Raw genomic sequence first — 26,039 nt, forward strand, 5'->3', positions numbered from 1 at the left:
AGGAGCAAACGATGAACACTCGAAGCTGGCTGACGGTCATGTGCCTGGCAGCCTCAGCACCTGCCTTTGCGTCGTCGGTGTTCAAGCCGATCGAGCTCAAGGACGCGGAAATGGCCGAGCTGCGCGGACGCTACGTGATGCCGGGGCGCATCGTCAGTTTTGGCCTGGTCATGAGCACCACCTGGACCAACGCCGCCGGCGCAACGGTCACCGGCACGGCCAACATGCAGGTCAGCTCGTCCACGGTCACACCCCAGTTCTACGTGCAAATCAGCGGGCATGACGGCACCGGCGTGGTTAAACAGCCTGACGGTACCGGCACCGTTGTGGGTGGCTCGGGCCTGGGCAGCGGCCAAGGCGTCGTCCAGAGCGTACGCGCCGCCGGTGATGGCAACAGCGCTACCAACGGCGTCGACATCAATGTCACCAAAAACGGTCTGGCCCCCGCCAACTACGCGCAATCAGGGCAAGCGTTGATGGCTGGGCAGCCAATCACCGGTGGCACGGCGGCAGGCCAGGTGACGGTATCGGCCCAGAATGGCGGGTTGCAAATGGCGCTTCAAGCCAATAACAACCAGGGCAGCGTCCTGCAACAGATTGGCGGCGGCGCCGTCAGCCAAGGCACGATTATCAAGGGTGACTTCAACGCCATTTCAAACTTGACCCAACTCAATGTTGTGCTGGGCAATAACGGTTTGAACAACATCACTCAGAACCTGAATCTGGAACAACTCAAAGGCCTACGCACTTCCGGTTATTGAACTACGCTGAGCCACGACACTTACGCATTAGAAAGGGACGGCTTATTTCATGCATCGATCGTTATCGTTACGTGCCGTGGTTTGTTTGAGTACGCTCCTGCCAGCATCCGTTCTTTATGCTGCACCGGATGCCGATATCGAGACCTTGAAAAAGGAACTGCTGGAGCTCAAGCAACGTTATGAAGTGCAGCAAAAAGCACTGGCCGTATTGGAGCAACGCGTACGACAGGTAGAAGATCAACCGGCAACACCCGCCCCCAAACGTCTGGCCAAATCACCCGCCGACTTCCAGAAAGGCGGCACCAACGTGGCCGCTCACACCACAGGCGTCGGCACGGCGGCGGCCTCGGGCGGCGCGGGCGGCGGCAGTTCCTACGGGCAAAGCCTCAAGGACGACTCGGCGCCGGCGCAAAGTGTGAGCAACCTGTACAACGAGGCCAGCGGCTTTTTCGGCAACGGCAAGTTCAGCCTTGAAACCGGCATCACCTATGCGCGCTACGACGCGCGCCAATTGTCCCTCAACGGCTTTTTGGCGCTGGACTCGATCTTCCTGGGCAACATCAACCTGGACCGGATCAAGTCTGACAGCTGGACACTCGACCTGACTGGGCGCTACAACCTCGACAACCGCTGGCAGTTCGACCTCAACGTGCCCGTGGTCTACCGCGAATCGACCTACCAGTCGGGTGGCGCAGGCGGCGACTCCAATGCCACGTCGGAAGGGTCAGTCACGCGAGACCCGACCATCGGCGACGTCAACTTCGGCATTGCCTACAAATTCCTCGATGAGAGTGCCAGCCTGCCGGATGCGGTGGTTTCGGTGAGGGTCAAGGCCCCGACAGGCCAAGAGCCCTACGGCATCAAGCTGATCGAACAGGCCAATAACAATAACCTGGCCATACCGGAAAGCCTGCCGACGGGTAACGGTGTGTGGTCGGTGACACCAGGGATTTCCCTGGTCAAAACCTTCGACCCCGCCGTGCTGTTCGGCTCGCTTTCGTATACGCACAACTTTGAAGAGTCGTTTGACGATATCAGCCCTAACGTCAATCAGAAAATCCCCGGCAAAATCAGCCTGGGCGACAGCTTCCAGCTCGGTTTGGGGGTAGCCTTTGCGCTCAACGAGAAGATGAGTATGTCGTTCTCGGTGTCCGACCTCGTGCAGCGTAAAAGCAAGATCAAGCAGAGCGGCGGCGACTGGCAATCGGTGGTGTCCAGCGATGCCAACGCCGGGTATTTCAACGTCGGCATGACGATTGCCGCGTCGGAAAACCTGACGATCGTGCCGAACCTGTCGATCGGCATGACGGATGATGCGCCGGACTTTACGTTCAGCCTGAAATTCCCTTACTACTTCTAGTGATGGCGGGACGCGGAGCGTCCCATGAGGCATTCCCACGCGGAGCGTGGGAACGATCAAGGAAAAGCCCCGCAACGATAAGGGTCGTTGCGGGGCTTTTCGGTTTACCCGCCCTAGCGGATCTGGTGTTTGTGCAGCAACCGGTAGAACGTCGGCCGGGAAACCCCGAGCACGCGGGCCGCGACACTCAAATTGTCGCTGTGCCGGTTGAGCACATCGCACAGCGCCTGACGTTCGGCACGGTGTTTGTAATCTTCCAGTGTAGCCATCGGTGGCGCGATTGCCTGTTCGCCCTGCAATCCCAGATCAACGGCTTCTATCTGCCGCCCTTCGGCCAGCACCAAGCCACGGCGCACACGGTTGGCCAGCTCCCGCACATTGCCGGGCCACGGGTGTTGGCCCATGGCGACCAACGCATCTTCACTGAAACTGCGCGGCCGACGCCCGGTTTCCTGGCTGTAGAAGCGTGAAAAATGGTTGGCGAGCATGGCCACGTCACCATGGCGCTCGCGCAAGGGGGCCGTGACCACCTGCAGTACATTCAGGCGGTAATACAAATCTTCTCTGAAAGTGCCCTTCTCGACCGCGGCTTCCAGATCGACGTGGGTCGCCGCCAGCACCCGCACATCCACCGGGATGGGTTGGCTGCCACCGACGCGTTCAATTTGTTTTTCCTGGAGAAAGCGCAGCAGGTTGGCTTGCAGCTCCATCGGCAAATCGCCGATTTCATCGAGAAACAGCGTGCCGCCGTGGGCCGCCTCAATGCGCCCGACCTTGCGTTGATGGGCGCCGGTAAACGCCCCCTTTTCATGGCCAAACAGCTCGGACTGGATCAGGTGTTCGGGAATGGCGCCGCAATTGATTGCCACAAAGGGCTTGGCATGGCGCTGGGATTGGCGGTGCAGGGTTTTGGCCACCAGTTCTTTACCGGTGCCGCTGTCACCGCGAATCAGTACCGGCGATTCGGTGGGGGCCAGCTTGGCCAATAATTTGCGCAGTTCACGGATGGGCCGGCTGTCACCGAGCAATTCATGTTCGGGCGCGTCGACCAGCATGTGGCCCTTGCCGCGCAGGCGCGCCATGCCGAAGGCGCGACCCAGGGTGACCTGTACGCGTGCCACGTCAAACGGCAGGGTGTGGAAGTCAAAGAACCATTCGCAGACGAAGTCACCGACGTTTTGCAGGCGCAGCACGTCCTGGCTGAGCACGGCGATCCATTCGGTGCCACTTCGGCTGATCAGTTCCTTGACCGCTTCGGGGCGCTCCAGATGGTACGGCTGCAAACGCAGCAGCCCCACATCACACGAGCGGTCTCCCACCGCGCCCAGGCCACAGCTGTCGACTTCCCATCCAGCGGTGCGCAAGCCGGGCAGCAGCCCGTGACAATCGTCACAGGGGTCAACCACAAGCAAGCGACGCTGGACAGGTGTAACAACCATGACTATTCCTTGGCGCCAAAATTGTTAAAGTTATTTAGAAACAACAGTTTGTAAAGCCTGCGGCTAACACTAGCAAGGTATTGACGCTTTCCTTGTACCGTTTCGCTATAAGTGTTGGCAAAAAGCCACTTCCGCGCGTCACAGAGTAAACAGTCGAGCACTGTTGAAGCATTCATGGCGCGTTAAGAACAGCCGCTTACATGACATCAATCACGGAAAGTTGAAATTTTTTGTCCTAATATGTGACCCGTACCCCGCCATCGTGCATCAGTACAAGTAACTCGCCGCACGGTCAGCCCAACCGCCGGCACTTCACTTGAATGGGCATTGAGAGAGAAGACCCCATGAACGCCCCGCTCCGCATCAACGAAGCTCTTTTGATCGCAGACCGTGCTTTCCAGCCCTTTCAGTGTGTGGCCTGGCACGATGGCAATGGCGCCCTGAGCCTGAGCGTCATCGACCGCACCAATACGCGTATTGGCAGCAAACAGCTGTCTTCGAGCACTTACAGTGACCCCGCGCAACTGGAGGACTTGTTGTTGCAGGCACGCGCCGAGCTCGATAAAGATGGCTATCAGTTGCAATCGTGGGCCATGCCGAAGTAAGTAACCGCAACAACTTCCGATCATTGCCTGCCCCTGCAAACAATGATCGGAAGTGTGGGTTGAAGCGACGTTTATTGCGTCGTAAGAATAAACCGTTCAATGGCTTCAGCAGCGCCATCGTCGATATTGCTGCCAGTGACGACACTGGCTTGACGCTTGACGCTTTCTTCGGCCTGGCCCATGGCAATCGACAACCCGGCCACGGCAAACATCGCCGGGTCATTGCCACCATCACCAATGGCCACGGTTTGCTCCAGTGGCACACCCAGATGGGCCGCCAGGGTCTTCAAGGCGTCGCCTTTGTTGGCCAGCATGGCAGTCACGTCCAGGTAAATCGGCTGCGAGCGCGACACATGCGCCAACCCTTGCACCTTGGGCTGTAACTGCGCTTCCAGTTCGACCAGCAGCGGCGCGTTGTGGCTGGCCGCGACGATCTTGTTGACCCGGTCCAGGTAGGGCTCAAAACTCTCCACGACACGCGGCCCATAGCCCAGGCCGGCGGCCTCGACGGCGACCATTGGCCCGGGCGGATCACGGCGCAGCCATTCCCCGTCGGCAAACACCCAGACTTCTACATCCGGCTCGGCTGAAAACAGTGCCAGTGCCACCAATGCAGCTTCTGCCGGCAAATGATGCGCGAGCAACACGGTGCCGTCAGGGTTGACCAGCGTGCCGCCATTAAACCCGGCGATTGGCACGTCAACACCGAACGCCTCGGCCATCTGCATCATGGCCCGTGGCGGTCGCCCGCTGGCCAGGCTGAAGAACACACCGGCGTCACGCAGCGCGCGCACCGCGTCAATCGTGCGTTGGCTGGGTTTATGGTCGGGACGCAGCAGCGTCCCGTCCATGTCACTGAGCACAAAACGGATGGGGTGGATCGCGGCATCACTCATCCCAGGCTGTGCCAGGTTCGGCCATCGCGAGCCAGCAAGGCGTCGGCGGCCGCTGGGCCATCCTCACCCGCCTTGTAGGCCTGAATCCCGTCGTCTTCCTTCCAGGCATCCAGGAACGGCTGCACGGCGCGCCAACCGTTTTCAATGTTGTCGGCACGCTGGAACAAGGTCTGATCACCGGTCATGCAGTCGTAAATCAGGGTTTCATACCCGGTCGACGGCTGCATTTCGAAGAAGTCCTTGTAGTCAAAACCCAACTCGATATTCGCCATTTCCAGGGTCGGCCCGGGCTTTTTGGCGAGCAGGTCGAACCACATGCCTTCGTTGGGCTGGATCTGGATTTTCAGGTAGGTCGGTTTGAGTTCATCCACATCGGTGTCGCGAAACTGCGCGTAGGGAGCGGGCTTGAAGCAGATCACGATTTCGGTGTCGCGAATGCTCATGCGTTTACCGGTACGCAGGTAAAACGGTACGCCGACCCAGCGCCAGTTATCGATCATCACCTTGAGGGCGACAAACGTCTCGGTGCTGCTGTCAGGTGCCACGTTGGCCTCCTCACGGTAGCCCGGCAACGACTTGCCACCGATTTCACCCGCCGTGTACTGGCCGCGTACCGAGTTGGCCCGCGCATCTTCCAGCGACCAGGGCCGGATGGCGCCGACCACCTTGGCTTTCTCACCGCGCACCGCATCGGCGCCAAACGCCGCGGGTGGTTCCATGGCTACCATCGCCAACAACTGGAACAGGTGGTTAGGCACCATGTCGCGCAGGGTGCCGGTTTTCTCGAAGAAATTACCGCGTGTTTCCACGCCGACGGTTTCCGCGGCGGTGATTTGCACGTGGTCGATGTAGTGATTGTTCCAGAACGCTTCGAACAGCACGTTGGAGAAACGGCTAATGAGGATGTTCTGTACGGTTTCCTTGCCCAGGTAATGGTCGATGCGATAAATCTGCTTCTCGCTCATGACCTTGAGCAGGCATGCGTTCAGCGCTTCGGCGGTGGCCAGGTCGGAGCCGAAAGGCTTCTCGATGACCACGCGACGAAAACCGTCATCGGTTTCATTGAGCAAACCGGCGCTGCCCAAACGCTGCACCACTTCACTGAAGAAGCGCGGCGCGGTGGCCAGGTAGAACACCGCATTGCCAGTGCCGCTGTCGGCAATCTTCCTGGCGATGTCGGCGTAGGTGCTGTCGTCGAGGAAATCGCCCTCGACGTAGCTGATGCCTTTGGCCAGTTGCGCCCACAGTTCAGGGTCCAGGGCGTTGTCACCATTGCCCTTGACCTTGCTCGCGGCTTCGGTGCGAATAAAGTCCTCGAGCTTCTTGGCAAAGTCGGCGTCGCTGACGGCGTTGTGATCAACGCCGACAATGCGCAGGCCTTCGCCCAGCAGCCCGTCGCGACTCAGGTTGTACAGCGCCGGCATGAGCAGGCGCTTGACCAGGTCGCCATGGGCGCCAAACAAAAACAGCGTGGTAGGCGGAGCAGGTTCGGCCTGGGGTTTCTTGCCGTTGACGGTCATTTTTTGGAAGTCTCCACATGGCCGCCAAAGCCGAAGCGCATGGCAGAGAGCATTTTGTCGCCGTAGGTGCTTTGCTGACGGGAGCGGAAGCGCGCGAACAGCGAAGTGGACAGCACCGGCACCGGCACCGCTTGTTCCATGGCGGCTTCGATGGTCCAGCGGCCTTCGCCACTGTCGGCCACGGAGCCGGAATAGCCGTCGAGTTTCGGGTCGGTGGCCAGGGCGTCGGCGGTCAGGTCCAGCAACCAGGACGACACCACGCTGCCACGGCGCCAGACTTCGGCGATGTCGGCCACATTAAGGTCAAAGCGCTCGTGTTCCGGCAGGCTGTCTGAATTCTTGGTCTTGAGAATATCGAAGCCCTCGGCGAAGGCCTGCATCATGCCGTACTCGATGCCGTTGTGAATCATCTTCACGAAATGCCCGGAACCGGCCGGGCCTGCGTGGATGTAGCCGTGCTCGGCGCGTGGGTCAGCGCTGGCGGAACGGTCCTTGGTGCGTGGGATGTTGCCCAGGCCCGGGGCCAGGCTTTTGAAGATCGGGTCGAGGCGCTGCACGGCGTCGACGTCACCGCCGATCATCATGCAATAGCCGCGCTCCAGGCCCCAGACGCCGCCGGACGTACCGACGTCGACGTAGTGTAGACCTTTTTCCGACAAGGCTTTGGCGCGACGGATGTCATCCTTATACATGGAGTTGCCGCCGTCGATGATCACGTCATCGGCGTCCAGCAGTTCACTCAGGGTATTAATGGTGTCTTCGGTGGGTGCGCCTGCCGGCAGCATGACCCACACAGCGCGAGGCTTTTGCAGCCCGGCGACCAAGGCTTTCAAGTCGGCAACGCCGGTGGCGCCCTCTTCGCTCAAGCCTTTGACGAAGGCTTCGTTACGGTCGTATACAACGGTGGTATGCCCATTGAGCATCAGGCGCCGCGCAATGTTACCGCCCATGCGGCCTAGTCCGATAATCCCCAGTTGCATGTGCTGATGCTCCTAACTGCTAAATAAATGTGTGACATAGTTTATAGCGCAATGAGGCTAATGAGGGTTAGTCCAGAGCGGATCCGTGGAGTTTCATGACAAAAAGTGGCCATCCTTTCACCATCACTGCCGTAAAAGTCACAACGACCATCAAAAATAAAAAAGTTCCATTGATTCAAAAAAGAATTCAGAATTACCTCGACTGTTGCCGGGAACCTCAATTCCAGCGTTCCGGCACCGCGATCTACCGGCTATTTGCGAGGTAAGCAATGAGCACATCACAGATGACCCGCCCGCCACAGACCCTCTACGTCACCGTCCGCCGTGATGAATGGCGCCAACTGAAAGACGAACGCGATCAGTTGCAGCAGGAAGTCCTGCGCCTTCGCTCACATCTTCAAGCCCAGGTCAATCAGGCATCCGGCACCCAGCCTGCCCTTTGCTGAACCTGAGCTGAACGAAGCATTTAGAAATAACTCACAAAGTTTTCACATCCTCCTCACGATACTCCCGCCGAGAATAGGGCTGCCCACGCGCGGTAGCCCTCTGTTGCGCGCAGCCCTGCGCGGCAACTGAGCAATTATGGGTTGGAGTACTGGATGGCGATGTTCAAACGCAGCACCAAGTCTGCGAAAGGTTTTGATTGGGCCGGCCTTGGTTGGCTTTTCCTGTTTTTCTGGTACTTCTCGGGTATTACCCAGTTCCTCATCCAGCTGACCGGCACCTCCGGCTTCAGTGGCTTTCGCCAAGCCTTCTTCCTGAGTGCGCTGTGGCTTGCGCCGATGCTGCTGTTTCCGCGCCGTACACGCCTGCTCGCCGCCCTGATCGGCGTAGTGCTGTGGGCCTGTTCCATGGCCAGCCTGGGTTACTTCTTTATTTACCAGCAGGAATTCTCGCAAAGCGTCATCTTCATTATGTTCGAGTCGAACATCTCTGAAGCCGGTGAGTACGCCACCCAATACTTCGCCTGGTGGATCGTGCTGGCGTTTATTGCCCACACCGCGATGGCGGTTTTCCTGTGGACCCGCCTGCGCCCGGTGTACCTGCCGCGTGGCCAATCGATTCTGGCAGCGACCGCCATCGTATTGGCGGTCGTCGGTTACCCGCTGGTGAAACAGATTGCGACCAACCCGACCCTGGGGCTGGCCATTGAAGCCTTCGAATCCCGTGTAGAGCCTGCGGTGCCGTGGCAGATGATCGTCGCCTACCATCGCTACACCGAGCAGCTGGAAAACATGCAAGGCATGCTGACCAGCGCCAGCCAGATCCCACCCTTGAAAAACCTCAAGGACAGCATGGCCGGCCAGCCGTCGACCCTGGTGCTGGTGATCGGTGAATCCACCAACCGCCAGCGCATGAGCCTCTATGGCTACCCGCGTAACACCACGCCGGAACTCGACAAGCTGCGCGACCAACTGGCCGTGTTCGACAACGTCATCACCCCGCGCCCCTACACCATTGAAGCGCTGCAACAGGTGCTGACCTTCGCCGACGAAGAGAACCCGGACCTGTACCTCAAAACGCCGTCGATTGTCAGCGTCATGAAGCAGGCCGGCTACAAGACCTACTGGATCACCAACCAGCAGACCATGACCAAGCGCAACACCATGCTCACGACCTTTTCCGAACAGGCCGACGAGCAGGTGTACCTGAACAACAACCGCAACCAGAACGCCCGCCAATACGACGGCGACGTGCTGGCGCCGTTTGCCAAGGCCCTGGCCGACCCTGCCGAGCGCAAATTCATCGTGGTGCATCTGCTCGGTACGCACATGAGCTACCAGTACCGCTACCCGCCGACCTTCGACAAATTCACCGATCGCCAAGGCGTTCCGGACGGCATCAGCGACGCGCAGTTGCCGACCTATAACAGCTACGACAATGCCGTGCTGTACAACGACTTTGTGGTGTCCAGCCTGATCAAGGACTACGCCAAGGCGGACCCGAACGGCTTCCTGATGTACCTGTCGGACCACGGCGAAGACGTCTACGACTCCCCTGGCCACAGCACGCTGGGCCGTAACGAAGGCAAGCCGACGGCGCCGATGTACACCATTCCGTTGATGGCCTATGCCTCGCCAAAATGGCGTGAAACCCATGACTGGAGCTTCGCCAGTGCGCTGCAGCGGCCTTACAGCAGCTCGCAGCTGATCCACACATGGGCCGACCTCGCCGGGTTGAGTTTTGATGAGCTGGACCGTACCAAAAGCCTGGTCAGCGACAGCTTCAAGCCGCGCCCATTGATCATTGGCGATCCCTATATCGCGCAGAAAAAAGGCCTGATTGACTTCAGCCTGATCAAGCCGAAAAAAGCCGACACTGCCGAAGTCGTTAACAAGTAACCCTGTGGGCTCTGTAACAGAAAGATAACAATCATTCTCGTTTGAGCCTAAAGTTCCGCGCCTCCTTTCGTCTTTGAGCCAACGCCTTTTCTTTCCGAGAAGGCGAAAAAGACGACAAGGAGTCTGCCGCGATGTTCGCGCCCTTTACCCGTTCCATGACCTTTACCCTCGGCCTGTTCAGCGTCGCGCTGAGCCCAGATCTGTTCGCCGAAAGCGACCCCGAGCACGCCAGCGCCCTGGAGCTGGGCGCCACCAGTATTACCGCCGAAGGCCTCGGCACCACCACCGAGCACACCGGTGCCTACACCACAGGCGCCATGAGCACCGCAACGCGCCTGAATCTGTCGATCAAGGAAACCCCGCAATCCATTTCGGTGATTACCCGCCAGCAGATGGATGACTTCAACCTCAACACCCTGACCGACGCCTTGCGCCAGACCACCGGTGTAACAGTGCAACACCTGGACTCGGACCGGGCGGGTTATTCGTCTCGCGGCTATTCGATCAACAACTTCCAGGTCGACGGCATGCTCAGCACCTTTGGGCGCATGAAGTCCGACGCCGACACCATCATCTACGACCGCATCGAGGTGGTGCGTGGCGCCACCGGCCTGACGACCGGCGCCGGCGACCCCTCGGCCACCGTCAACATGATCCGCAAGCGCCCCACTGCGCAATGGCAAGCCCAGGCTGGCGTCAGCGGCGCCAGCCATGACAATTACTACAGCTACGTCGATGTCGGCGGCCCGCTGGCATTCGATGGGCGTCTGCGCGGGCGTACGGTGCTGGCTTACCGTGACAGTCAATCCTTCCGTGACAACTACGCGCTGCAACGGGAAGTCGGCTACGGCATTCTCGAAGGCGACCTGACGGACGACACCGTGGTAGCCGTAGGCTTCGACTACCAGAACAAGCACGTGCAGGGCAGTTCCTGGGGCACCCTGCCCTATTGGAACAGCGACGGCAGCAAAGCGCGGCTTTCCCGCTCAGCCAACCTGGCCGCCGACTGGAGTTCCTGGCCGCTCAAAGACAAGACCACCTTCGCCACTATCGATCACAAGCTGTCCGCCGATTGGCGCGTGAAAGCCGCCTGGACCCATCGGCAAAGCGACACCGACGGCAAGGTCTACTACGGCGGCGCAGGCGCGCCCAACCCCGACGGCAGCGGCATGACGGCCTGGACCAGCCAGATGACCGGCACCTCGAAAATGGACGTGGTGGATTTCAACCTTGCAGGCACCTATGCACTGCTGGGGCGCGAGCATGAACTGATGGTCGGGTATGGCGAATCCGAACAGCGCGACGCGTCGCCGTTCCAGCGCTACGACACGCCCAAGGGCTACACCGACATCAAAGACTGGCAACACATGGGCGGCATTCCCAAGTTCCCCGACCGCACCACTGGCCTCAAAGGCGAACACGGCAGCAAAAAACAGAAGGCCGGTTACCTGGCCACACGCTTGAGCCTGACCGACCGCCTGCACGCCGTGCTGGGCAGCCGTTACGGCAGTTGGGAAATTGAAAGCGTCGAACCCGATTACAACGCCAATAACCAACGGATCAGCTCTGCGAAAACCCGCCAGACCCACAATGACATGTGGACGCCGTATGCAGGCCTGCTCTACGACATCACGCCTGAGTACACCGTGTATGCCAGCTATACCGACATCTTCAACCCCCAGGACGAGCGTGATTCCGGCAAGAAATACCTGGAACCGGTAGTGGGCAGCAACTATGAAATCGGCCTCAAGGGCAGCCTGCTCAACGAGCGATTGAACCTCGCCACCGCCTACTTCTGGAGCACCCAGGACAACGTGGCCGAGCTCGACAATTCGGTTGCACCGGACCCGGACACCGGGGAACAGTTCTATAAATCGGGAGGCAAGGGCAACAAGGTGCAAGGCTTTGAGGTGGAGGTTTCGGGTGAGGTCATGCCGGACTGGAACCTCACGGCGGGCTACACCTATACCCACTCGCTCAATGGCGACAAGCAGCGCAATAACACCAACCTGCCAATGAACCTGTTGAAGGTGTCGACAGCCTATCGCCTGCCTGGCGAATGGCGCGGGTTGACCGTGGGTGGCGCGGTCAACTGGCAAAGTGACTTCTACGATTTTGCCAATCGCCCCACTGGTGGCCGCGACAGTGAGGGTTACCTGATCACCGAGCGCACCCGAATCACGCAGCAGGCTTATACGGTGGTCAACCTGATGTCGCGCTACCAATTCGACGAACATGTTTCGGCGTCGGTTAACGTCAATAATCTATTTGATAAAAAATATTACGAGCGCGTCGGCTTTTATAATGGCGTGTATTGGGGGGACCCGCGCTCTATAACGCTTGCGCTGGATTGGAAGCTTTAAACCACCCACCGTGACCACCGCGAAACTTAACGTAATTGTTAAGTTTCGTGGCTGCGCAGTTAAGCCTGCCTTAATCAACCCCTCACATAATCGGCCCCACGAGTCTGATCCAAGAGAACAGACACCGATCACACTTTGATGGAAACACCGACGATGAAACTTTCGACTTTGATGCTTGCCGGCCTTATGACACTGACTTCCGCCGCCGCTTTCGCTGAAGGCGGTTCAGAGCGCTCCAAGCAGTTCTACAAGGACTTCACCTTCGTGCAGCAACAGACTCACGGCACTAATCAACAAACCGCGCTGGCCGATGGCAAGAACGTCAAGACCAACTCCGTTGAACAAAAAACTGCCGAGTCACAGCCCAACAGCTAATTTAATCTTTATTTAATCTTTAGTTAATCCGCATTACCCTGTGCCATCTCGCTCCGTTGGCAAAGGCTAACTTGGCGCCATTTAATGGCGCCTTTTTTTTTGCCTGTCATTTATTAGAGCGACTTGCTCCAGAACAACATACGGCCATGGGCCGGATCAAAGATCGAGTCATCAAAGCCAAACTTTTTATACGCCGACTGCGCCACTTCATTGCCTTCAAGCACTTCCAGAGTGATCTTGCAGCAGCCGCGCTGGCGGGCAATTTCCTCGACCTTCTGCAGCATTTTCTGACTCAACCCCAAGCCACGAAACGGATTCATCACCACCACATCATGGACATTGACCAGAGGGCGACAGGCGAAGGTCGAAAACCCTTCGAAGCAATTGACCAATCCCGCCGGCTCGCCGTCGACGAACGCCAAGACGCTGAACGCATGAGGGCGCTTGGCCAGCTCAGCAGGCAGTTGCTGTAACAGGTCGGCCGGCAGCGTGTGGCCGCCGCCCATCGGGTCTTCAGCGTAATGATTGAGCACCAGGCCAATGGCCTCGGCATGCACGGCGTTGGTGTAGCTGGCTTGCAGCACCAGGATGTCAGGGGTGTCCATTTCCGTCCTCGATAACGACCACAAGGGATTTATCTCCCATCGAAGGGACGATTGTAAGCGGGGAGCCAACGGGAGAAGAAGGAGATTAACGACAAATGTCCGTCAGAAAGTACGAAGACTGCGGGTGTTTTTCTAGGTACCGAATCGCTGCAACTGCATCTCTTGCAGCCGGCTCAGGGTGCGACGAAACGCGAACTTCAGGTAGCCCTCGGTGTAGAGGTGTTCCAGCGGCACCCGGGCCTCGATGAACAGCGGCACCTTGCGGTCGTAGCACTCATCCACCAACGCGATAAAACGTCGCACGCTATCATCGTGCACCGACAGTTCCGGCAACTCGCGATCCCCGGCCACCACACGTTGCGCAGCATCTTCGGTGCCGCGAGCGATTCGTGCCGGGCGTTTTTGCGCGCTGAGGTCTGGCACCTCACCCAGCAGAATGGCCTTGAAACGATCGCACAGCAGCATGAAATCCATCGCAGCCAAGGGCTTCTCGCACAGGTCGGCATAACGGCACCACAACACGGTTTCGCCGGTTTGCACCGCCTCAATCAGACGATGGCCGACGCTGACCGGCCCGCCGCTCACCGCCTGCCCTTCGCTCAACTGCCGGAATACACCCGCAAGCGCCTCCGGCTGATCGACCCAATAACGTTGCACGCCAAGGCCTGGATGCAAGCGGTGATCTTCATCACCGTCCACCGCCACCACGTGCAGGTGCCGCTTTATCGCCTCAATACCCGGCAGGAACCGTTCGCGGTTGAAGCCACCGGCGTACAGCTGGTCGGGCGGCTGATTGGACGTGCAAACCATCACCACGCCCTCCTCAAACATCACCTGGAACAAGCGACCGAGGATAATCGCGTCGCCGATGTCATTGACGAACAATTCGTCAAAGCACAACACCCGCACGTCCGCGCTCAGTTCACGGGCCAGGGCCTGCAAAGGGTCCTGAATACCGGTGAGCTGAAACGAGCGCTGATGCACCCAGCCCATGAAGTGGTGAAAATGCTGACGCCGCGCAGGTACCCGCAGGCTTTGGTAGAACTGGTCCATCAACCAGGTTTTGCCCCGGCCCACCGGCCCCCACAAGTACACGCCCTGAATCGGCGAGCGGCCTGCGTGCAAGGCTTCGTGGCAGGCTTGCAGGACGTCAACTGCGCGGCGCTGAGCCTCGTCGGGCACAAAGCCCTGCTGGGCCATGGCCTGTGTGTATGCGGCGAGAGGAGAGTCAAAAGTCATGGGGCCAGTATGACTTACAGGGAGATATCCAGCCGTGAAATCTTGCCCTGCTCGTTCAATCGAAAGGTGTATCGCAACTCAAGCGGGCTGCCGGGGAAGTTGCCGGAGACCACATTGCTGACCAACACCTTGCCGGTGCGGTGCTGCACATTGAGCACTTCGACCCGAGGCTGATAGCGCAACCCCGTGTCTTCCATCCAGCGAGCAATGGCGGCAGTGCCGACCTGATGCTCGCCTTCATCAAACACATTGGCATCGTCGGCAAAACACTCGGCTACGGCAGACGTGTCGCGGGTATTGGCCGCCGCAATGTAGGCGACAATGGCCGGGGCCAGTTCGGGTACGGACATGGCACATCTCCTTTTTTGATAATTTGTGCTGCCATGCTAAGCCAGGGACGTGTCAGTTTTTGTCAGGAGTAAACGGCCCGCTTTCATTCTGTTCCATCAGTTTGCGCCAGGCCCGCAGCAGGTCACTGCGCCGCCCGGGATAGCGCTCGCCCCTGGCATCGGCAGCCGCCACCCGGTCAGTGCGAAAAGTCCGGTAGGCACCGCGCAATTCACACCAGGCCACGATTACCCGCACTTCATTCAGAAAACCCAACGCCAACGGCCAGATCAAGCGCTGGCTCTGGGTCTGGCTGGCATCGGCGTAATCGATATGCAGTTTGGCCTGGTGGCGGATGGCATCACGAAACACATTCAACGGCACGCGGTTTTCCGGGTAGCCGAAACCGGGCGGCCCGGGTAACAACGTAGGGTTGTGCAGGGCTTCCTGGGCGGCAGGGTCCAGCACATCGGCTATCTTGGCCAAGGCATTGGCGGCAGCACGGCTCAATACGTCATCGCCCCGTTGATCCACATAGCGCAAACCCAGCACGATCGCCTCGGTTTCCTCGGCGTTAAGCATCAAGGGCGGCAAAAACAGCCCGCTGCGCAGCACGTACCCGACCCCTGCCTCGCCGAAAATCGGCGCGCCCAAAGCGGTCAGCTCCGCAATATCGCGGTACAGCGTGCGCTCGGACACTTCCAGCTGCGCCGCCAATACCGCGGCCGTCACCGGGCGTTTTTTGCCGCGCAGGGCCTGCAGCAAAGTCAGTAGACGAGTGGTTCGCGACACGTTGATCCCGCCAGAAAGGAAAAAGTCCCGCAGCTTAGCAGAGCGCCCTGTCAGAAATTGTCAGCAGCAAAAAAGCGTCTTGACGGAATAAATGACACGTATCATATTAATTACATGTTACCAAACATTTAAACAATCTGAAGTGTCAGGAGTCTTGAATGCGCAATACAGTCTTTGGCCGCCGCAGCGGTCTGCAGGTATCAGAGTTAGCCCTGGGCACCGGCAATTTCGGCACCGGTTGGGGCCATGGCGCAGAGCGTGATGAAGCTAAACAGATTTTCGACGGTTACCTGCAAGCGGGCGGCAATTTCCTCGATACCGCCAACGGCTATCAATTCGGCCAGGCTGAAGTACTGCTCGGCGAGTTCATCGCTTCGGAGCGTGACAATCTGGTTGTCGCCACCAAATACACCCTGCGCACCCAGCCCGCGGATGCGGACACGATCAAAATCGGCAACAACCGCAAGAACATGGTCCGCGCCGTCGAAGAAAGCCTCAAACGCTTGAACACTGAGCATATCGATCTGCTCTGGGCACACATGAGCGATAACGTCACGCCGATGGAGGAGATCCTGCGCGGCTTCGACGACCTGGTGCGCGCCGGCAAGATTCATTACGCGGGCCTCTCCAATTTCCCCGCGTGGCGCATCTCCCGCGCCGACTTGCTGGCCGAAGTGCGCAACTTCGCCCCCATCATCGGCATTCAGGCGGAATACAGCCTGGTCGAACGGAGCGCCGACCGCGAATTGCTGCCGATGGCCGAAGCGCTCGGCTTGGCCGCCACCCTGTGGTCGCCGCTGGGCGGTGGTTTTCTCACCGGCAAGTACCGCGAAACCCAGGGTGACAACCGTGCGAGCAAGCTGGGCATGCTGATCCACTCCGAAAAAAGCGCCCGTGAAACTGCAGTACTCGACAACCTGCTGGCGGTTGCCGCCGAGTTGCACGCGACGCCAACCCACATCGCCATCGCCTGGCTGCGCGAAAAAGCCCGGCGCTCTACCACAGCATTGATCCCGATCCTTGGCTCGCGTACCCGTGCGCAACTGGATGCCACCCTCGGTGCATTGGATGTGCAGTTGTCCATCGAGCAAGTGAACCGTCTTGATACCGCAAGCGCCATCCCCCTGGGCGTACCACACGGGATCATCTCGGAGCGTTTCCCCATCGATTACGGCACCGACACGCCCCGCCCTCCCGTTATCTGAGACGAAAAAAAACGGCCTGAACAGGCCGTTTTTTTCATCCACCCACCTTATGCAAGGCTCTTGCTGACCACTTCGAACACATCGCTCGACAGCTCGCCGGATGAGCGAATGCGCTCCAGCTCAGCCTTCATCAGCGCCTGACGCGCGCCGTCATATTTGCGCCAGCGGGTCAGCGGCGCCAGCTGGCGCGAGGCAATCTGCGGGTTAAACCCGTTCAGCTGGATCACCAGGTCCGCCAGGAAGCGATAACCCGAACCATCGGCTGCATGGAAGTTGATCAGGTTCTGCCCGGCAAACGCACCGACCAACGCGCGCACCTTGTTCGGGTTCTTCAGGGTGAACGCCGGGTGCTCCATCAACGCCTGGACCCGCGCCAGCCCGCCCGGCAAGGTGCTGCCGGCCTGCACGCTGAACCATTGGTCCATGACCAACGGGTTGTCCTTGAAGTTCTCGGCAAACACCGCCAGCGCCTGGGCTTTTTCCGCGTCGAATGGCGAGTTGACCAACACGGCCAGCGCCGTGAGGCGCTCGGTCATGTTGTCGCTGCTGTCGAACTGTTCCAGGGTCGCGGCCAGCACTTCAGGCTTGGCGCTGAGCATCAGGTACGACAACGCAATGTTCTGCAAGGCACGACGAGCAAAGTGCTCGGCGGCCGCGACGTAGGCGGTTCGCTTGGACAGATCGCGATTGGCCGTGTAACGCAGCCACAGTTCTTCGTGCAGGCTGTCCGCCAGTTGCTTGCGCGCAAACTCGCGGGCAGCGTGGATGGCATCGACATCAGCCACTTCGCTGATCTCGGTCAGGTAAGCCTCACCCGGCAACGACAGCATTTCAGCAACCATCGCCTGATCCAGGCTTTCGTCGCTCAACACGCTGCGCAACGCCGTAACCAGGCGCTGATCCAGCTTCAACGGCTGACCCGCCTGATGCTGGCCAATCAATTCCTGCAACACCTGCACCGCCAACTGCTGGCCGGCATCCCAACGGTTGAAGCCGTCGCTGTCGTGCTGCATCAGGAACATCAGCTGATCGCGGTTGTACGGGAAGCTCAGTTTCACCGGCGCAGAGAAGCCACGCAGCAGCGAAGGCAACGGCTGCTCAGGGATATCAACGAAGGTGAACGTCTGTTCGGCTTCCGTCACCGAGATCACACGGGACGTGCCGCCAGCAGCGGCTTCACCGGCCAGGCGCAAGGCAATACCGGCGCCCTTCCCGTCCAGCAAGCCCAATTCCACCGGGATCACGAACGGTAGTTTTTCAACCTTGTCCGGGGTTTCCGGGCAGCTCTGGCGGAACGTCAGGCTGTAGGTTTTCGCCGCGGCGTCGTAGGACTCAGTCACGGCCAAACGCGGCGTACCGGCCTGGCTGTACCAGCGCTTGAATTGAGTCAGGTCAGCACCGTTGGCGTCTTCCATGGCCTTGATGAAGTCATCGCAGGTCACGGCCTGGCCGTCATGGCGCTCAAAGTACAGGTCGCTGCCTTTGCGGAAGCCTTCTGCGCCGAGCAGGGTGTGGATCATGCCGACCACTTCCGAGCCCTTTTCGTACACGGTCAGGGTGTAGAAGTTGGAGATCTCGATAAAGCTGTCCGGGCGCACCGCGTGGGCCATCGGGCCTGCATCTTCGGCGAACTGGTGGGTCCGCAGGTACGCCACGTCCTGGATGCGCTTGACCGTGGCCGAGTTCATGTCGGCGGAGAAGCCCGAATCACGGAATACGGTGAAGCCTTCTTTCAGCGACAACTGGAACCAGTCGCGGCAAGTCACGCGGTTACCGGACCAGTTGTGGAAGTATTCGTGGGCAACAATCGCCTCGACGCGCTGGTGCGCGGCATCGGTGGCGGTTTCGGCACGGGCCAGCACGGCGCTGGAGTTGAAGATGTTCAGGCCCTTGTTTTCCATGGCGCCCATGTTGAAGTCGTTCACGGCGACGATCATGAAGATGTCGAGGTCGTACTCGCGGCCGTAGGTCTCTTCATCCCAGCGCATGGACTTTTTCAGGCTGGTCATGGCGTGCTGGCACTTGTCGATATTTTCCGGCTCGACATAGATGCGCAGCGCCACTTCGCGCTCGGTCATGGTGGTGAACGTGTCTTCAACGCACCATAAATCACCGGCTACCAACGCAAACAGGTACGCAGGCTTTTTGAACGGGTCTTCCCAGGTCGCCCAGTGGCGCCCGTCTTCACCAGGGCCGCTGGCGATCGGGTTGCCGTTGCTCAGCAGTATCGGGTAGCGGTGCTGCTCGGCGATCACCGTGGTGGTGAAGGTGCTCATCACGTCCGGGCGGTCGAGGTAGTAGGTGATCTTGCGAAAGCCCTCGGCCTCGCACTGGGTGCAGAACATGCTGCCGGATTTGTACAGGCCTTCCAGCGCGGTGTTGGTTTCCGGGTGGATTTTCACCGTGGTGTCGAGGGTGAAGCGCTCACTTTTCGGATGCACCGTGAGGTGATTTTCAGTCAGCTGATAATCAGCGTCCGTCAGTTCCTGGTCGGCCAGGTTGACGCTCAACAGCTCAAGTTGCTGGCCATCGAGCACCAATGGCGGCAAGCCAGCGCCGCGCTCGGGGTTGCGGCGCATCACCAGCTGCGCGTGGACCAGGCTGTGGTCCTCGAACAACTCGAAGGTCAGGTGCGTCTCTTCGATCAGGTAGTCCGGCGCCTGATAGTCCTTCAGGTAAATCATCTTCGGCTGTTCGGTGCGCATGTCTTCGTCCTTCTACTGATGCACGGCGAGCTGGTAGGCCGTGTATTTACGAATGTTGATAACGCCGGTGTCGAAGATCAGGTATTGGCCCTTGATCCCCAGCAGCGTGCCTTCGGCAATCGGGTTCTTATCCAGGTTGAAGCTGACTATCTTTGTGGGATATTGCTCTACCGGGTAGCGAATTTCGATCGGTTCAATGTCGGTAACAGGTTGGATGGCCTGCAGGCCAAAGCGTTCCTGCAAACTCAGCAAGCCTTCGGCGCAGGAGGCGAACAGCTCATCGCGTACCTGCTTGAGGTCCACCGACTGGGCATCGCCCTTGAGCAATGCGCGCCAGTTGGTTTTGTCGGCCACCTGGCTGCGGAACAGGTCTTCAACAAAACCTGATTGCTGGCGCGTGGCGACGCGCATGATCGGCAGCGCCTGGCTCGCGCCCTGGTCGAGCCAGCGCGTTGGCAGTTGGGTCGCCCGGGTAATTCCGACCTTGATGCCGGACGAATTGGCCAGGTACACCACGTGGTCGGTCATGCAGAATTTTTCGCCCCAACCCGGATCGCGGCAGGTACCGGCGTCGTAATGGCAACGCTCGGGGCTCATGATGCACAGGTCGCACTGGGCCAGCTTGGTCATGCACGGGTAGCAATAACCCTGGCTGAAACTGGTTTTGGTCTTGCGGCCGCAATGGCTGCAATGGATGGCACCGAGGAACTCCAGGCGCACATGCGTGCCGATCAACGGGTTGACCGCCACCTCGGTATCGCCCAGACGAAACGCGTATTGAACCGTCGGCTCACCGAGTTGCGCCGACATTTTGTTGACTGCACCGCGACCGATTTCAATCAATGGATCGCATCCGACTTGAACAGGATGTTCGGTACCGGTGCCGATTTCGACGCGCACTCCTGCGGGCCCATGTAGCCGGTGCGCTGGTCTTCCGGCAGGTTCTGGATTTCCCAGGCGATCACCGCTTGCAGCGACAGCTCGCGCTGCTCGGCGGTGAGCTTGCGGCCATCGGACCACTTGCCGATTTCCACCGCGAGCTTGAGGCTCTCGTAAATGTCCGGGGTGATGTTTTCAATCATTTCAGCAAAAGAGGACATAAGGCTCTTCCTATATCAAATTGAGGCTTTGCGGCGGTTGTACAACCCGCCCAGCAAACCCGTCAGGCAACCGATGACCAAGCCGCTCAGGTGAGCCGCGTTGGCGATTTCGCCGAAACCGATCATCGAGATCAGCCCCGACATGCACAGCACCAGCCAGATCAGCATCATCGCCAGCACCCCACGGGGCAGGCGATAAGCCGGGTTCGGCGAGAGTAATTGAAAGATCCAGCAATGCCCGAGCAGGCCATACAGCACCCCGGACAACCCGCCAAACAGGCTCGGCCCGCCATAGGCGTATTGCGAATAGTTGGAGACCAGGCTGAACAACAGGGTCAGGCCGAGCAGGTTGATACTGCCCTGGCGCACTTCAATACGCCGGCCCAGCTCCCAGTACCACATGCCATTCATGGCCAGGTGCAGGATGCCGAAGTGGATCAGCATCGGCGTGACCAACCGCCACCACTGCCCCGACGCCAGGCTGTTGGCCAGCGGCGTGAACTGGATGTACTCGCCCGCCACGTGAAACGGCAGAAAGGTCAGCCAAGCCATGGTTTGCAGGTTTTCACCGAGCAAGGTCAGCGCGCCGACAAGGATACTCGCCAGCAATACCAGCGCCGTCACCGGGCTGTGGCGTACTTGCTGAACAAAACTTGGGCGCGTCATGGGCGCCTGCTCGGGAATATCCAGTTGTTGGTCCGGATCGCCCGCCGGGAAGCGCTGGTACAACACGCGCACGTCGTCGCTGATGGTTTCAGGCACCCACAGCACCTGCTCACCGGCCTCTTCACTGACGCGATGGGGCACTTGCATGCGTTGCAACAATTTGACGAAACCCGCCAGGTCAACGCTTAAAGGCAAGCGCAATACAGCCACGGTGCTCATGTAATAACCTCAGGGCGCTCAACGTCGACCCATACAAATTTACGCGGATCGAGGCGGGTTTCCTGATCCAGTCGGTACGCCACCAGCTTGCCGTAGAGCACTGCGCTGTAGTCCAGGCAGGCCAGGTTGTCGCGGATCGGCGCCGGTTTCCCGCTGCGCCAGTAATGGCCGACGAACAACAACGGCTCGTCGACGCCATAGCGCAGCAGGGAATTCTTCTGGGTGGACGACAACGGCGTGCGCGCCACCGGCTCCGGCAAGGCGTCGGGCTGGAACACGATGTCGCCGTAAGTCTTCGGGTCGTCTTCCCAGAATTTGGTGCGGAAAAACGAACGCGTCAGCCCGTCACCACCGGTCAGCGTCAGGCCGTCCGGCAGGCGCATATCGGTGCCACGCAGCAAACGGTCGAAGGCGTTGCAGGCAAAACTGCCCGGCACGGCGGCGGCTTGCAGGAAGTGCTGATCGATGCAGCCGTCCGCGAAGGTGGCGCGCAGCGGCTCGATAAAGCCGTCGTCCCAGCACGCATGCACCACGCGAAAACGCCCGGCGTCGACAAACAGCGGCATGTCATAAAACCAGCCGAGAAAATCATGCCAGTCCGCCGGGTGCTGCTCGAACTGGGTCAGGGTTTCCTGGATCAACCGCGCATGCCGCGGGTTGTGTTCACGCACAAACTGCTTGCCACTGCCCGGCGGCGCCGGTGTGGTCCAGCCCAGCGCATTGAACTCGTGGTTGCCCATGATGCACATCGCCTGACCGGCCACGACCATGTCGTGGACAATATGCAGCGCCTCGCGAATGCGTGGCCCACGGTCGATGATGTCGCCGAGGAACACCGCCATGCGCGTGGGATGGCGCCAAGTGCCGCCGCTCTTGTGGTAACCCAACTGTTCGAGCAAGTGCTCAAGGGTATGAGCGCAACCGTGCACGTCACCAATCAGGTCGTAGCTACGCGCGGGATCGAGCATCAGTCGCCTCCACCCCCCAAGCGGCTGCCCCAGCCCAGCTTGGTGCGGCACACTTCGTAGTAGTTGTGGTCCAGTGGGTGAATAAGGCGCAGCTTCTGCGCCTTTTTGCTCACGGTGATGGTGTCACCGGGGGCGCAGGTGAAATGGTTCTGCCCGTCGCAGGAGACTTGCGGGTAAATCTGCATGTCTTTGGACACCACGATTTTCAGCTCACTGTTGCCGTCTACCACAATCGGCCGGCTGGACAACATATGGGGGTACATCGGCACGATCACAATGGCATCCAGCTTGGGATGCATGATCGGGCCGCCTGCCGAGAGCGCATAGGCAGTGGAGCCGGTGGGTGTGGCGACGATCAAGCCGTCGGCCTTCTGGCTGCACACGAACTGGCCGTCGATATACAGCTCGAATTCGATCATCCGCGTGGATTTGCCCGGGTGCAGCACCACGTCATTCAGCGCATCGCCCTGGCCGATGGCTTCACCATGGCGACGCACTTCGGCTTGCAGCAGGAAGCGGTTTTCCACCAGGTAATGGCCGTCGAGTACCTTGGCCACTTCGACTTCCAGCTCATCCGGGCGAATATCGGTCAGAAAACCCAGGCTGCCCCGGTTGATCCCCAGCACCGGCACGTTATGCCGCGCCAGCGCGCGGGCAGCGCCCAGCAGGCTGCCGTCGCCGCCCACCACAATCACCATGTCACAGACTTCGCCGAGCATCTTGCGCGACGAGGTTTGCAGGCCATGGCCCGGCAGGATTTCGGCAATGGTGTCTTCAAGGATCACATGCAGGTGGCGTTCCAGCAGGAATTTTTTCAGCCGGCGGACGGTGTCCAACACCTGGGTACTGCCCAGGCGACCGATAATGCCGATATTGCGAAATTGCTCCATGGGGCTCCTGCGGGATTTGGGGTGTGGCAAAAAGAACGATTATGGGCGAAAGGCCGCGTCAGGCAAAACCCTTTGTCGTCGCAGGGCCCCGATGACAATGGTTCTCAGCCACCTGTAGGGCGTTTAAAAGGCTATGCTCGGACCATGACTGTGTTCCCCGATTTGCGTCACCTGCCCCGCCAGTTGCGCCACCCTGAGGTGCGCGACCTGGCGTGGGTGATGCTCGCCCCGCCGATGCTGGCACACACCCCGTGGCCGCAGCGCCATCCGCTGGCCGGCAGCGACTGGGTGCAGGCGCCTCATCTTCTCGAGCACTGGTTACGCACGCTCGATCACGACAGCAGCCCGTTGCAGCATTGGCTGAGCCTGGCCCGTACGCGGCGCCTGGGCCTGTATTACGAGCGCTTGTGGCAATTCGCCGTGCAGCACGCACCCGGCGTGGAACTGCTCGCGGCCAACCTGCCGATCCGCCGCGCCGGGCATACGCTGGGCGAGCTGGACATGCTCGTGCGCGACCGTGATGGCGTGCATCACCTGGAATTGGCGATCAAGCTTTATCTGGGGCCGCAGGATGGCAATGGCCGCGACAGCGCGCAGTGGCTGGGCCCGGGTTGCCATGACCGGCTCGACCGTAAACTGGCGCATCTGGCCCAGCATCAATTGCCGATTTCGGCACGGCCGGAAAGCCGAGAAGTGCTGGCGGCGCTGGATATTCAGCAATTCGATGCCCATTTGTGGCTGGGCGGGTATTTGCTCTATCCGTGGCCTGGCGACGCTGAATCGCCCGACGGCGCCCACCCGCAGCATTTGCGTGGGCGCTGGTTGCATCAGCGTGATTGGCGGGACTTTGTCAGCGTGAGTCCGCCGGGCCGCTGGCAGCCTTTGCCACGGCATGCGTGGCTGGCGCCGGCGCATTACCCGGCGGCTGAGGTATGGAGTGAAGAGCAGATGCAAGGCTGGCTCGCCCAGCTGGACCCGATGGCGCCGGCACAGCTGTTGGTGCGGCTGGTTCAGGTGGGTGAGGATTGGGAAGAAGCCGAGCGGTTGTTTCTGGTGGCGGATCTTTGGCCGAATGTGCCGGGGGCTGGCTGACAACTTAGTGGTGTGTTTTAAGGCCTCATCGCAGGCAAGCCAGCTCCCACATTTGATGTGTGGGAGCTGGCTTGCCTGCGATGGCGGCCCCACAGCTATCACACCTTATCGATATGCCGATAATCCAGCTGCAACCCAACCGCCAGTTCTTCAGCCCGCCCCAGCCTGATCGGCCCGCGCTCGATATCCACCAGCAAACCCGGACACCCCAGCGATGGCAACCCGGCAATATCTTTCAGCCGCCCATCCGTAATCACCAGCAACCGCTGCTGCTCATTCGGATAACGCTTGCGCCGCACCGCCAGCCATTGCCCGGCCTCGGTCAGCGCCGCCAGCAACGGCGTACCACCGCCGGCCCCCAGCTGTTCCAGCCAACCTGCCAGCCCTTTGGCGGCCTTCAGCCCCTGCACCTGCCATGTCGGCGACTGCCCGCTGGCGGTCAACAACGCCATGCGCGCCCGTTGGCGGTACGCGTCATCAAACAGCTGGGCCAACAGCCCTTTGGCGTCCGTCAACGCACGATGGCGCCGAGTCGAGGCAGAGGCGTCGACAATCACTAACCACAGTTCGTGGGCCGTACGGCTGCGCAGGTGATAGAGCAGGTCCTCACGGGCTTTCGGCCGACCACCGAGCAAGGTGCCGGGCCAATTGATCGAGCCGTGCTTGGCGCTGCGCGCCTTACCGTGGCGCCCCCTGTCGACTCGCCCCGCCTTGGGCCGGGCATCCGCCCCCGCGTCAGGTCGAGGGCGAATGCCTAGGGCTTTTTTGGCCAGGCGGGGACTTCCCGGCGAGCGCCCGTGGGCAGGGCGGGCGCAGGCATATCGCCCCACTGGCCTTGGCCCGGCGAACTGTCGGAAGCGTTGGGCGACTGCCCTTCGCTCGGCGGGCTATCCGGCGGGGATTGCTCTTGGCGGCGATGACGCAGGGCAAATTCGGCCACGGCCTCGATATCCTCTTCAGCAATCGCCGTCACCCCACGCCAGGCCGCATGGGCTCTGGCGCCACGCAGCCAGACCAGGTCTGCGCGCAGGCCGTCGACACCGGCGGCAAAACAGCGCTCGGTGATCTGTGCCAGCGCTTGATCATCCAGCGCAATGCTGTCGAGCCGCGTCCGCGCCTGGGTGCAGCGCTCGCGCAAGGCGGCTTGCGGCTCGGCCCATTGCGTGCAGAACGCAGCAGGGTCGCTGTCGAAATCCAGGCGACGGCGGATAATTTGCCCGCGCTCGGCGGGCAGGGTTTGCCCGCTCAGTGCCACGTTGAAACCGAAGCGGTCGAGCAGCTGCGGACGCAACTCACCCTCCTCCGGGTTCATGGTGCCGATCAGTACGAAGCGCGCGGAATGCCGATGGGAGATGCCGTCGCGCTCGATCAGGTTGGTGCCACTTGCCGCCACGTCCAGCAGCAAGTCCACCAAGTGATCGGGCAGCAAATTGACCTCATCGACATACAGCACGCCGCCGTCCGCCTTGGCCAGTACGCCGGGAGAAAACTGCGCACGGCCTTCGCCCAGCGCCGCGTCCAGGTCCAGCGTGCCGACCAGACGCTCTTCAGTCGCGCCCAACGGCAACGTGACGAACTGGCCGCTCGCCA

The 26,039-nt window shown here is 60.1% G+C and carries 25 protein-coding genes; 9 read left to right on the plus strand and 16 right to left on the minus strand.

Annotation, left to right across the window (positions count from 1 at the left end):
* The first annotated feature begins 11 nt into the window (after window positions 1–11).
* Window positions 12–761 (plus strand): hypothetical protein, encoded by a 750-nt coding sequence (locus tag BFW87_RS28185; RefSeq protein ID WP_078742991.1) that lies wholly within the window; start codon window positions 12–14, stop codon window positions 759–761.
* Window positions 762–810: 49 nt separating this feature from the next.
* Entirely contained in the window at window positions 811–2,121 is a 1,311-nt protein-coding gene (locus BFW87_RS28190; protein WP_078742992.1) for a hypothetical protein, read from the plus strand.
* A gap of 113 nt (window positions 2,122–2,234) precedes the next feature.
* Here BFW87_RS28190 and BFW87_RS28195 read toward each other — a convergent pair whose 3' ends face one another.
* Window positions 2,235–3,560: a sigma-54 dependent transcriptional regulator gene (locus tag BFW87_RS28195; protein WP_078742993.1), complete on the minus strand. Its 1,326-nt coding sequence runs from the start codon at window positions 3,558–3,560 to the stop codon at window positions 2,235–2,237.
* Between the two features lie 344 nt (window positions 3,561–3,904).
* Between BFW87_RS28195 and BFW87_RS28200 the strand changes: the two genes are divergently transcribed.
* Window positions 3,905–4,165: a hypothetical protein gene (locus BFW87_RS28200; protein WP_063029505.1), complete on the plus strand. Its 261-nt coding sequence runs from the start codon at window positions 3,905–3,907 to the stop codon at window positions 4,163–4,165.
* A gap of 71 nt (window positions 4,166–4,236) precedes the next feature.
* Here BFW87_RS28200 and BFW87_RS28205 read toward each other — a convergent pair whose 3' ends face one another.
* From BFW87_RS28205 to gnd, 3 genes are read right to left on the minus strand one after another with little or no spacing between them, the layout of a single operon-like run.
* Entirely contained in the window at window positions 4,237–5,061 is an 825-nt protein-coding gene (locus BFW87_RS28205) for a Cof-type HAD-IIB family hydrolase (RefSeq protein ID WP_078742994.1), read from the minus strand.
* A complete protein-coding gene (gene zwf, locus BFW87_RS28210) occupies window positions 5,058–6,581 on the minus strand; it encodes a glucose-6-phosphate dehydrogenase (RefSeq protein ID WP_078742995.1) in 1,524 nt (507 codons plus the stop codon). Before zwf ends, BFW87_RS28205 begins: the two co-directional genes overlap by 4 nt.
* The gene (gene gnd, locus BFW87_RS28215) at window positions 6,578–7,561 is read right to left on the minus strand and encodes a phosphogluconate dehydrogenase (NAD(+)-dependent, decarboxylating) (protein WP_078742996.1); all 984 of its coding nucleotides are present in this window, start codon (window positions 7,559–7,561) and stop codon (window positions 6,578–6,580) included. The genes zwf and gnd overlap by 4 nt, the downstream gene beginning before the upstream one ends.
* A gap of 284 nt (window positions 7,562–7,845) precedes the next feature.
* Between gnd and BFW87_RS32095 the strand changes: the two genes are divergently transcribed.
* The 4 genes from BFW87_RS32095 to BFW87_RS28230 all read left to right on the plus strand — a co-directional run bounded on the left by BFW87_RS32095 (window position 7,846) and on the right by BFW87_RS28230 (window position 12,641).
* Window positions 7,846–8,007 (plus strand): DUF6026 family protein, encoded by a 162-nt coding sequence (locus tag BFW87_RS32095; protein WP_254865965.1) that lies wholly within the window; start codon window positions 7,846–7,848, stop codon window positions 8,005–8,007.
* Window positions 8,008–8,160: 153 nt separating this feature from the next.
* Entirely contained in the window at window positions 8,161–9,903 is a 1,743-nt protein-coding gene (locus BFW87_RS28220) for a phosphoethanolamine transferase CptA (protein WP_078742997.1), read from the plus strand.
* Between the two features lie 131 nt (window positions 9,904–10,034).
* Window positions 10,035–12,266 carry a TonB-dependent siderophore receptor gene (locus BFW87_RS28225; protein ID WP_078742998.1) on the plus strand — a complete coding sequence of 744 codons (2,232 nt, stop codon included), beginning with the start codon at window positions 10,035–10,037 and terminating at the stop codon, window positions 12,264–12,266.
* A 153-nt stretch (window positions 12,267–12,419) separates the two neighbouring features.
* Window positions 12,420–12,641, plus strand: coding sequence for a hypothetical protein (locus tag BFW87_RS28230; RefSeq protein WP_078742999.1), 222 nt, complete (start codon window positions 12,420–12,422; stop codon window positions 12,639–12,641).
* 113 nt (window positions 12,642–12,754) lie between these two features.
* On the opposite strand, the gene BFW87_RS28235 is transcribed toward BFW87_RS28230, so the two are convergent.
* The 4 genes from BFW87_RS28235 to BFW87_RS28250 all read right to left on the minus strand — a co-directional run bounded on the left by BFW87_RS28235 (window position 12,755) and on the right by BFW87_RS28250 (window position 15,604).
* Window positions 12,755–13,246: a GNAT family N-acetyltransferase gene (locus tag BFW87_RS28235; RefSeq protein WP_078743000.1), complete on the minus strand. Its 492-nt coding sequence runs from the start codon at window positions 13,244–13,246 to the stop codon at window positions 12,755–12,757.
* Between the two features lie 132 nt (window positions 13,247–13,378).
* Complete coding sequence (zapE, locus tag BFW87_RS28240) at window positions 13,379–14,485, minus strand: cell division protein ZapE (protein WP_078743001.1); 1,107 nt, start codon at window positions 14,483–14,485, stop codon at window positions 13,379–13,381.
* Window positions 14,486–14,499: 14 nt separating this feature from the next.
* Entirely contained in the window at window positions 14,500–14,835 is a 336-nt protein-coding gene (locus BFW87_RS28245; protein WP_078743002.1) for a nuclear transport factor 2 family protein, read from the minus strand.
* Between the two features lie 52 nt (window positions 14,836–14,887).
* Window positions 14,888–15,604: a helix-turn-helix transcriptional regulator gene (locus BFW87_RS28250; protein ID WP_078743003.1), complete on the minus strand. Its 717-nt coding sequence runs from the start codon at window positions 15,602–15,604 to the stop codon at window positions 14,888–14,890.
* Between the two features lie 158 nt (window positions 15,605–15,762).
* Here BFW87_RS28250 and BFW87_RS28255 point away from each other — a divergent pair, with 158 nt between their 5' ends.
* On the plus strand, window positions 15,763–16,809 hold the full coding sequence (locus BFW87_RS28255) for an aldo/keto reductase (protein ID WP_078743004.1): 1,047 nt from the start codon (window positions 15,763–15,765) through the stop codon (window positions 16,807–16,809).
* Between the two features lie 47 nt (window positions 16,810–16,856).
* Here the strand turns inward: BFW87_RS28255 and pepN are convergent, their stop codons facing one another.
* Genes pepN through BFW87_RS28285 form a run of 6 tightly spaced genes read right to left on the minus strand, consistent with a single transcriptional unit; the run spans window position 16,857 to window position 23,357 of the window.
* The gene (pepN, locus tag BFW87_RS28260; RefSeq protein ID WP_078743005.1) at window positions 16,857–19,514 is read right to left on the minus strand and encodes an aminopeptidase N; all 2,658 of its coding nucleotides are present in this window, start codon (window positions 19,512–19,514) and stop codon (window positions 16,857–16,859) included.
* A 12-nt stretch (window positions 19,515–19,526) separates the two neighbouring features.
* On the minus strand, window positions 19,527–20,357 hold the full coding sequence (locus BFW87_RS28265; RefSeq protein ID WP_078743006.1) for a DUF2797 domain-containing protein: 831 nt from the start codon (window positions 20,355–20,357) through the stop codon (window positions 19,527–19,529).
* On the minus strand, window positions 20,354–20,614 hold the full coding sequence (locus BFW87_RS28270; protein ID WP_016972751.1) for a YeaC family protein: 261 nt from the start codon (window positions 20,612–20,614) through the stop codon (window positions 20,354–20,356). The genes BFW87_RS28265 and BFW87_RS28270 overlap by 4 nt, the downstream gene beginning before the upstream one ends.
* A 15-nt stretch (window positions 20,615–20,629) precedes the next feature.
* A complete protein-coding gene (locus tag BFW87_RS28275; protein ID WP_078743007.1) occupies window positions 20,630–21,499 on the minus strand; it encodes a rhomboid family intramembrane serine protease in 870 nt (289 codons plus the stop codon).
* Window positions 21,496–22,467, minus strand: a complete 972-nt coding sequence (locus tag BFW87_RS28280) for a metallophosphoesterase (protein ID WP_078743008.1) — start codon at window positions 22,465–22,467, stop codon at window positions 21,496–21,498. Before BFW87_RS28280 ends, BFW87_RS28275 begins: the two co-directional genes overlap by 4 nt.
* Window positions 22,467–23,357 carry an NAD(+) kinase gene (locus BFW87_RS28285; RefSeq protein ID WP_003217892.1) on the minus strand — a complete coding sequence of 297 codons (891 nt, stop codon included), beginning with the start codon at window positions 23,355–23,357 and terminating at the stop codon, window positions 22,467–22,469. The genes BFW87_RS28280 and BFW87_RS28285 overlap by 1 nt, the downstream gene beginning before the upstream one ends.
* 144 nt (window positions 23,358–23,501) lie before the next feature.
* Between BFW87_RS28285 and BFW87_RS28290 the strand changes: the two genes are divergently transcribed.
* Entirely contained in the window at window positions 23,502–24,449 is a 948-nt protein-coding gene (locus BFW87_RS28290; protein WP_078743009.1) for a DUF1853 family protein, read from the plus strand.
* 98 nt (window positions 24,450–24,547) lie between these two features.
* Here BFW87_RS28290 and BFW87_RS28295 read toward each other — a convergent pair whose 3' ends face one another.
* Together BFW87_RS28295 and BFW87_RS28300 are read right to left on the minus strand one after the other, a co-directional pair.
* Window positions 24,548–25,279, minus strand: a complete 732-nt coding sequence (locus tag BFW87_RS28295) for a vWA domain-containing protein (protein WP_254865964.1) — start codon at window positions 25,277–25,279, stop codon at window positions 24,548–24,550.
* On the minus strand, window positions 25,204–26,039 hold an 836-nt coding region (locus BFW87_RS28300), incomplete at its 5' end, for an ATP-binding protein (RefSeq protein ID WP_078743010.1). The genes BFW87_RS28300 and BFW87_RS28295, both read right to left, overlap by 76 nt.

The sequence above is a fragment of the Pseudomonas fluorescens genome (assembly GCF_002022275.1).
Classification (GTDB): domain Bacteria; phylum Pseudomonadota; class Gammaproteobacteria; order Pseudomonadales; family Pseudomonadaceae; genus Aquipseudomonas; species Aquipseudomonas fluorescens_AJ.

Bases quoted from the DNA above. Each gene is read 5' to 3' on its own strand.
- BFW87_RS28185 (WP_078742991.1), top strand. From the start codon at position 12: ATGAACACTCGAAGCTGGCTGACGGTCATGTGCCTGGCAGCCTCAGCA.
- BFW87_RS28190 (WP_078742992.1), top strand. From the start codon at position 811: ATGCATCGATCGTTATCGTTACGTGCCGTGGTTTGTTTGAGTACGCTC.
- BFW87_RS28195 (WP_078742993.1), bottom strand. From the start codon at position 3,560: ATGGTTGTTACACCTGTCCAGCGTCGCTTGCTTGTGGTTGACCCCTGT.
- BFW87_RS28200 (WP_063029505.1), top strand. From the start codon at position 3,905: ATGAACGCCCCGCTCCGCATCAACGAAGCTCTTTTGATCGCAGACCGT.
- BFW87_RS28205 (WP_078742994.1), bottom strand. From the start codon at position 5,061: ATGAGTGATGCCGCGATCCACCCCATCCGTTTTGTGCTCAGTGACATG.
- zwf (WP_078742995.1), bottom strand. From the start codon at position 6,581: ATGACCGTCAACGGCAAGAAACCCCAGGCCGAACCTGCTCCGCCTACC.
- gnd (WP_078742996.1), bottom strand. From the start codon at position 7,561: ATGCAACTGGGGATTATCGGACTAGGCCGCATGGGCGGTAACATTGCG.
- BFW87_RS32095 (WP_254865965.1), top strand. From the start codon at position 7,846: ATGACCCGCCCGCCACAGACCCTCTACGTCACCGTCCGCCGTGATGAA.
- BFW87_RS28220 (WP_078742997.1), top strand. From the start codon at position 8,161: ATGGCGATGTTCAAACGCAGCACCAAGTCTGCGAAAGGTTTTGATTGG.
- BFW87_RS28225 (WP_078742998.1), top strand. From the start codon at position 10,035: ATGTTCGCGCCCTTTACCCGTTCCATGACCTTTACCCTCGGCCTGTTC.
- BFW87_RS28230 (WP_078742999.1), top strand. From the start codon at position 12,420: ATGAAACTTTCGACTTTGATGCTTGCCGGCCTTATGACACTGACTTCC.
- BFW87_RS28235 (WP_078743000.1), bottom strand. From the start codon at position 13,246: ATGGACACCCCTGACATCCTGGTGCTGCAAGCCAGCTACACCAACGCC.
- zapE (WP_078743001.1), bottom strand. From the start codon at position 14,485: ATGACTTTTGACTCTCCTCTCGCCGCATACACACAGGCCATGGCCCAG.
- BFW87_RS28245 (WP_078743002.1), bottom strand. From the start codon at position 14,835: ATGTCCGTACCCGAACTGGCCCCGGCCATTGTCGCCTACATTGCGGCG.
- BFW87_RS28255 (WP_078743004.1), top strand. From the start codon at position 15,763: ATGCGCAATACAGTCTTTGGCCGCCGCAGCGGTCTGCAGGTATCAGAG.
- pepN (WP_078743005.1), bottom strand. From the start codon at position 19,514: ATGCGCACCGAACAGCCGAAGATGATTTACCTGAAGGACTATCAGGCG.
- BFW87_RS28270 (WP_016972751.1), bottom strand. From the start codon at position 20,614: ATGTCCTCTTTTGCTGAAATGATTGAAAACATCACCCCGGACATTTAC.
- BFW87_RS28275 (WP_078743007.1), bottom strand. From the start codon at position 21,499: ATGAGCACCGTGGCTGTATTGCGCTTGCCTTTAAGCGTTGACCTGGCG.
- BFW87_RS28280 (WP_078743008.1), bottom strand. From the start codon at position 22,467: ATGCTCGATCCCGCGCGTAGCTACGACCTGATTGGTGACGTGCACGGT.
- BFW87_RS28285 (WP_003217892.1), bottom strand. From the start codon at position 23,357: ATGGAGCAATTTCGCAATATCGGCATTATCGGTCGCCTGGGCAGTACC.
- BFW87_RS28290 (WP_078743009.1), top strand. From the start codon at position 23,502: ATGACTGTGTTCCCCGATTTGCGTCACCTGCCCCGCCAGTTGCGCCAC.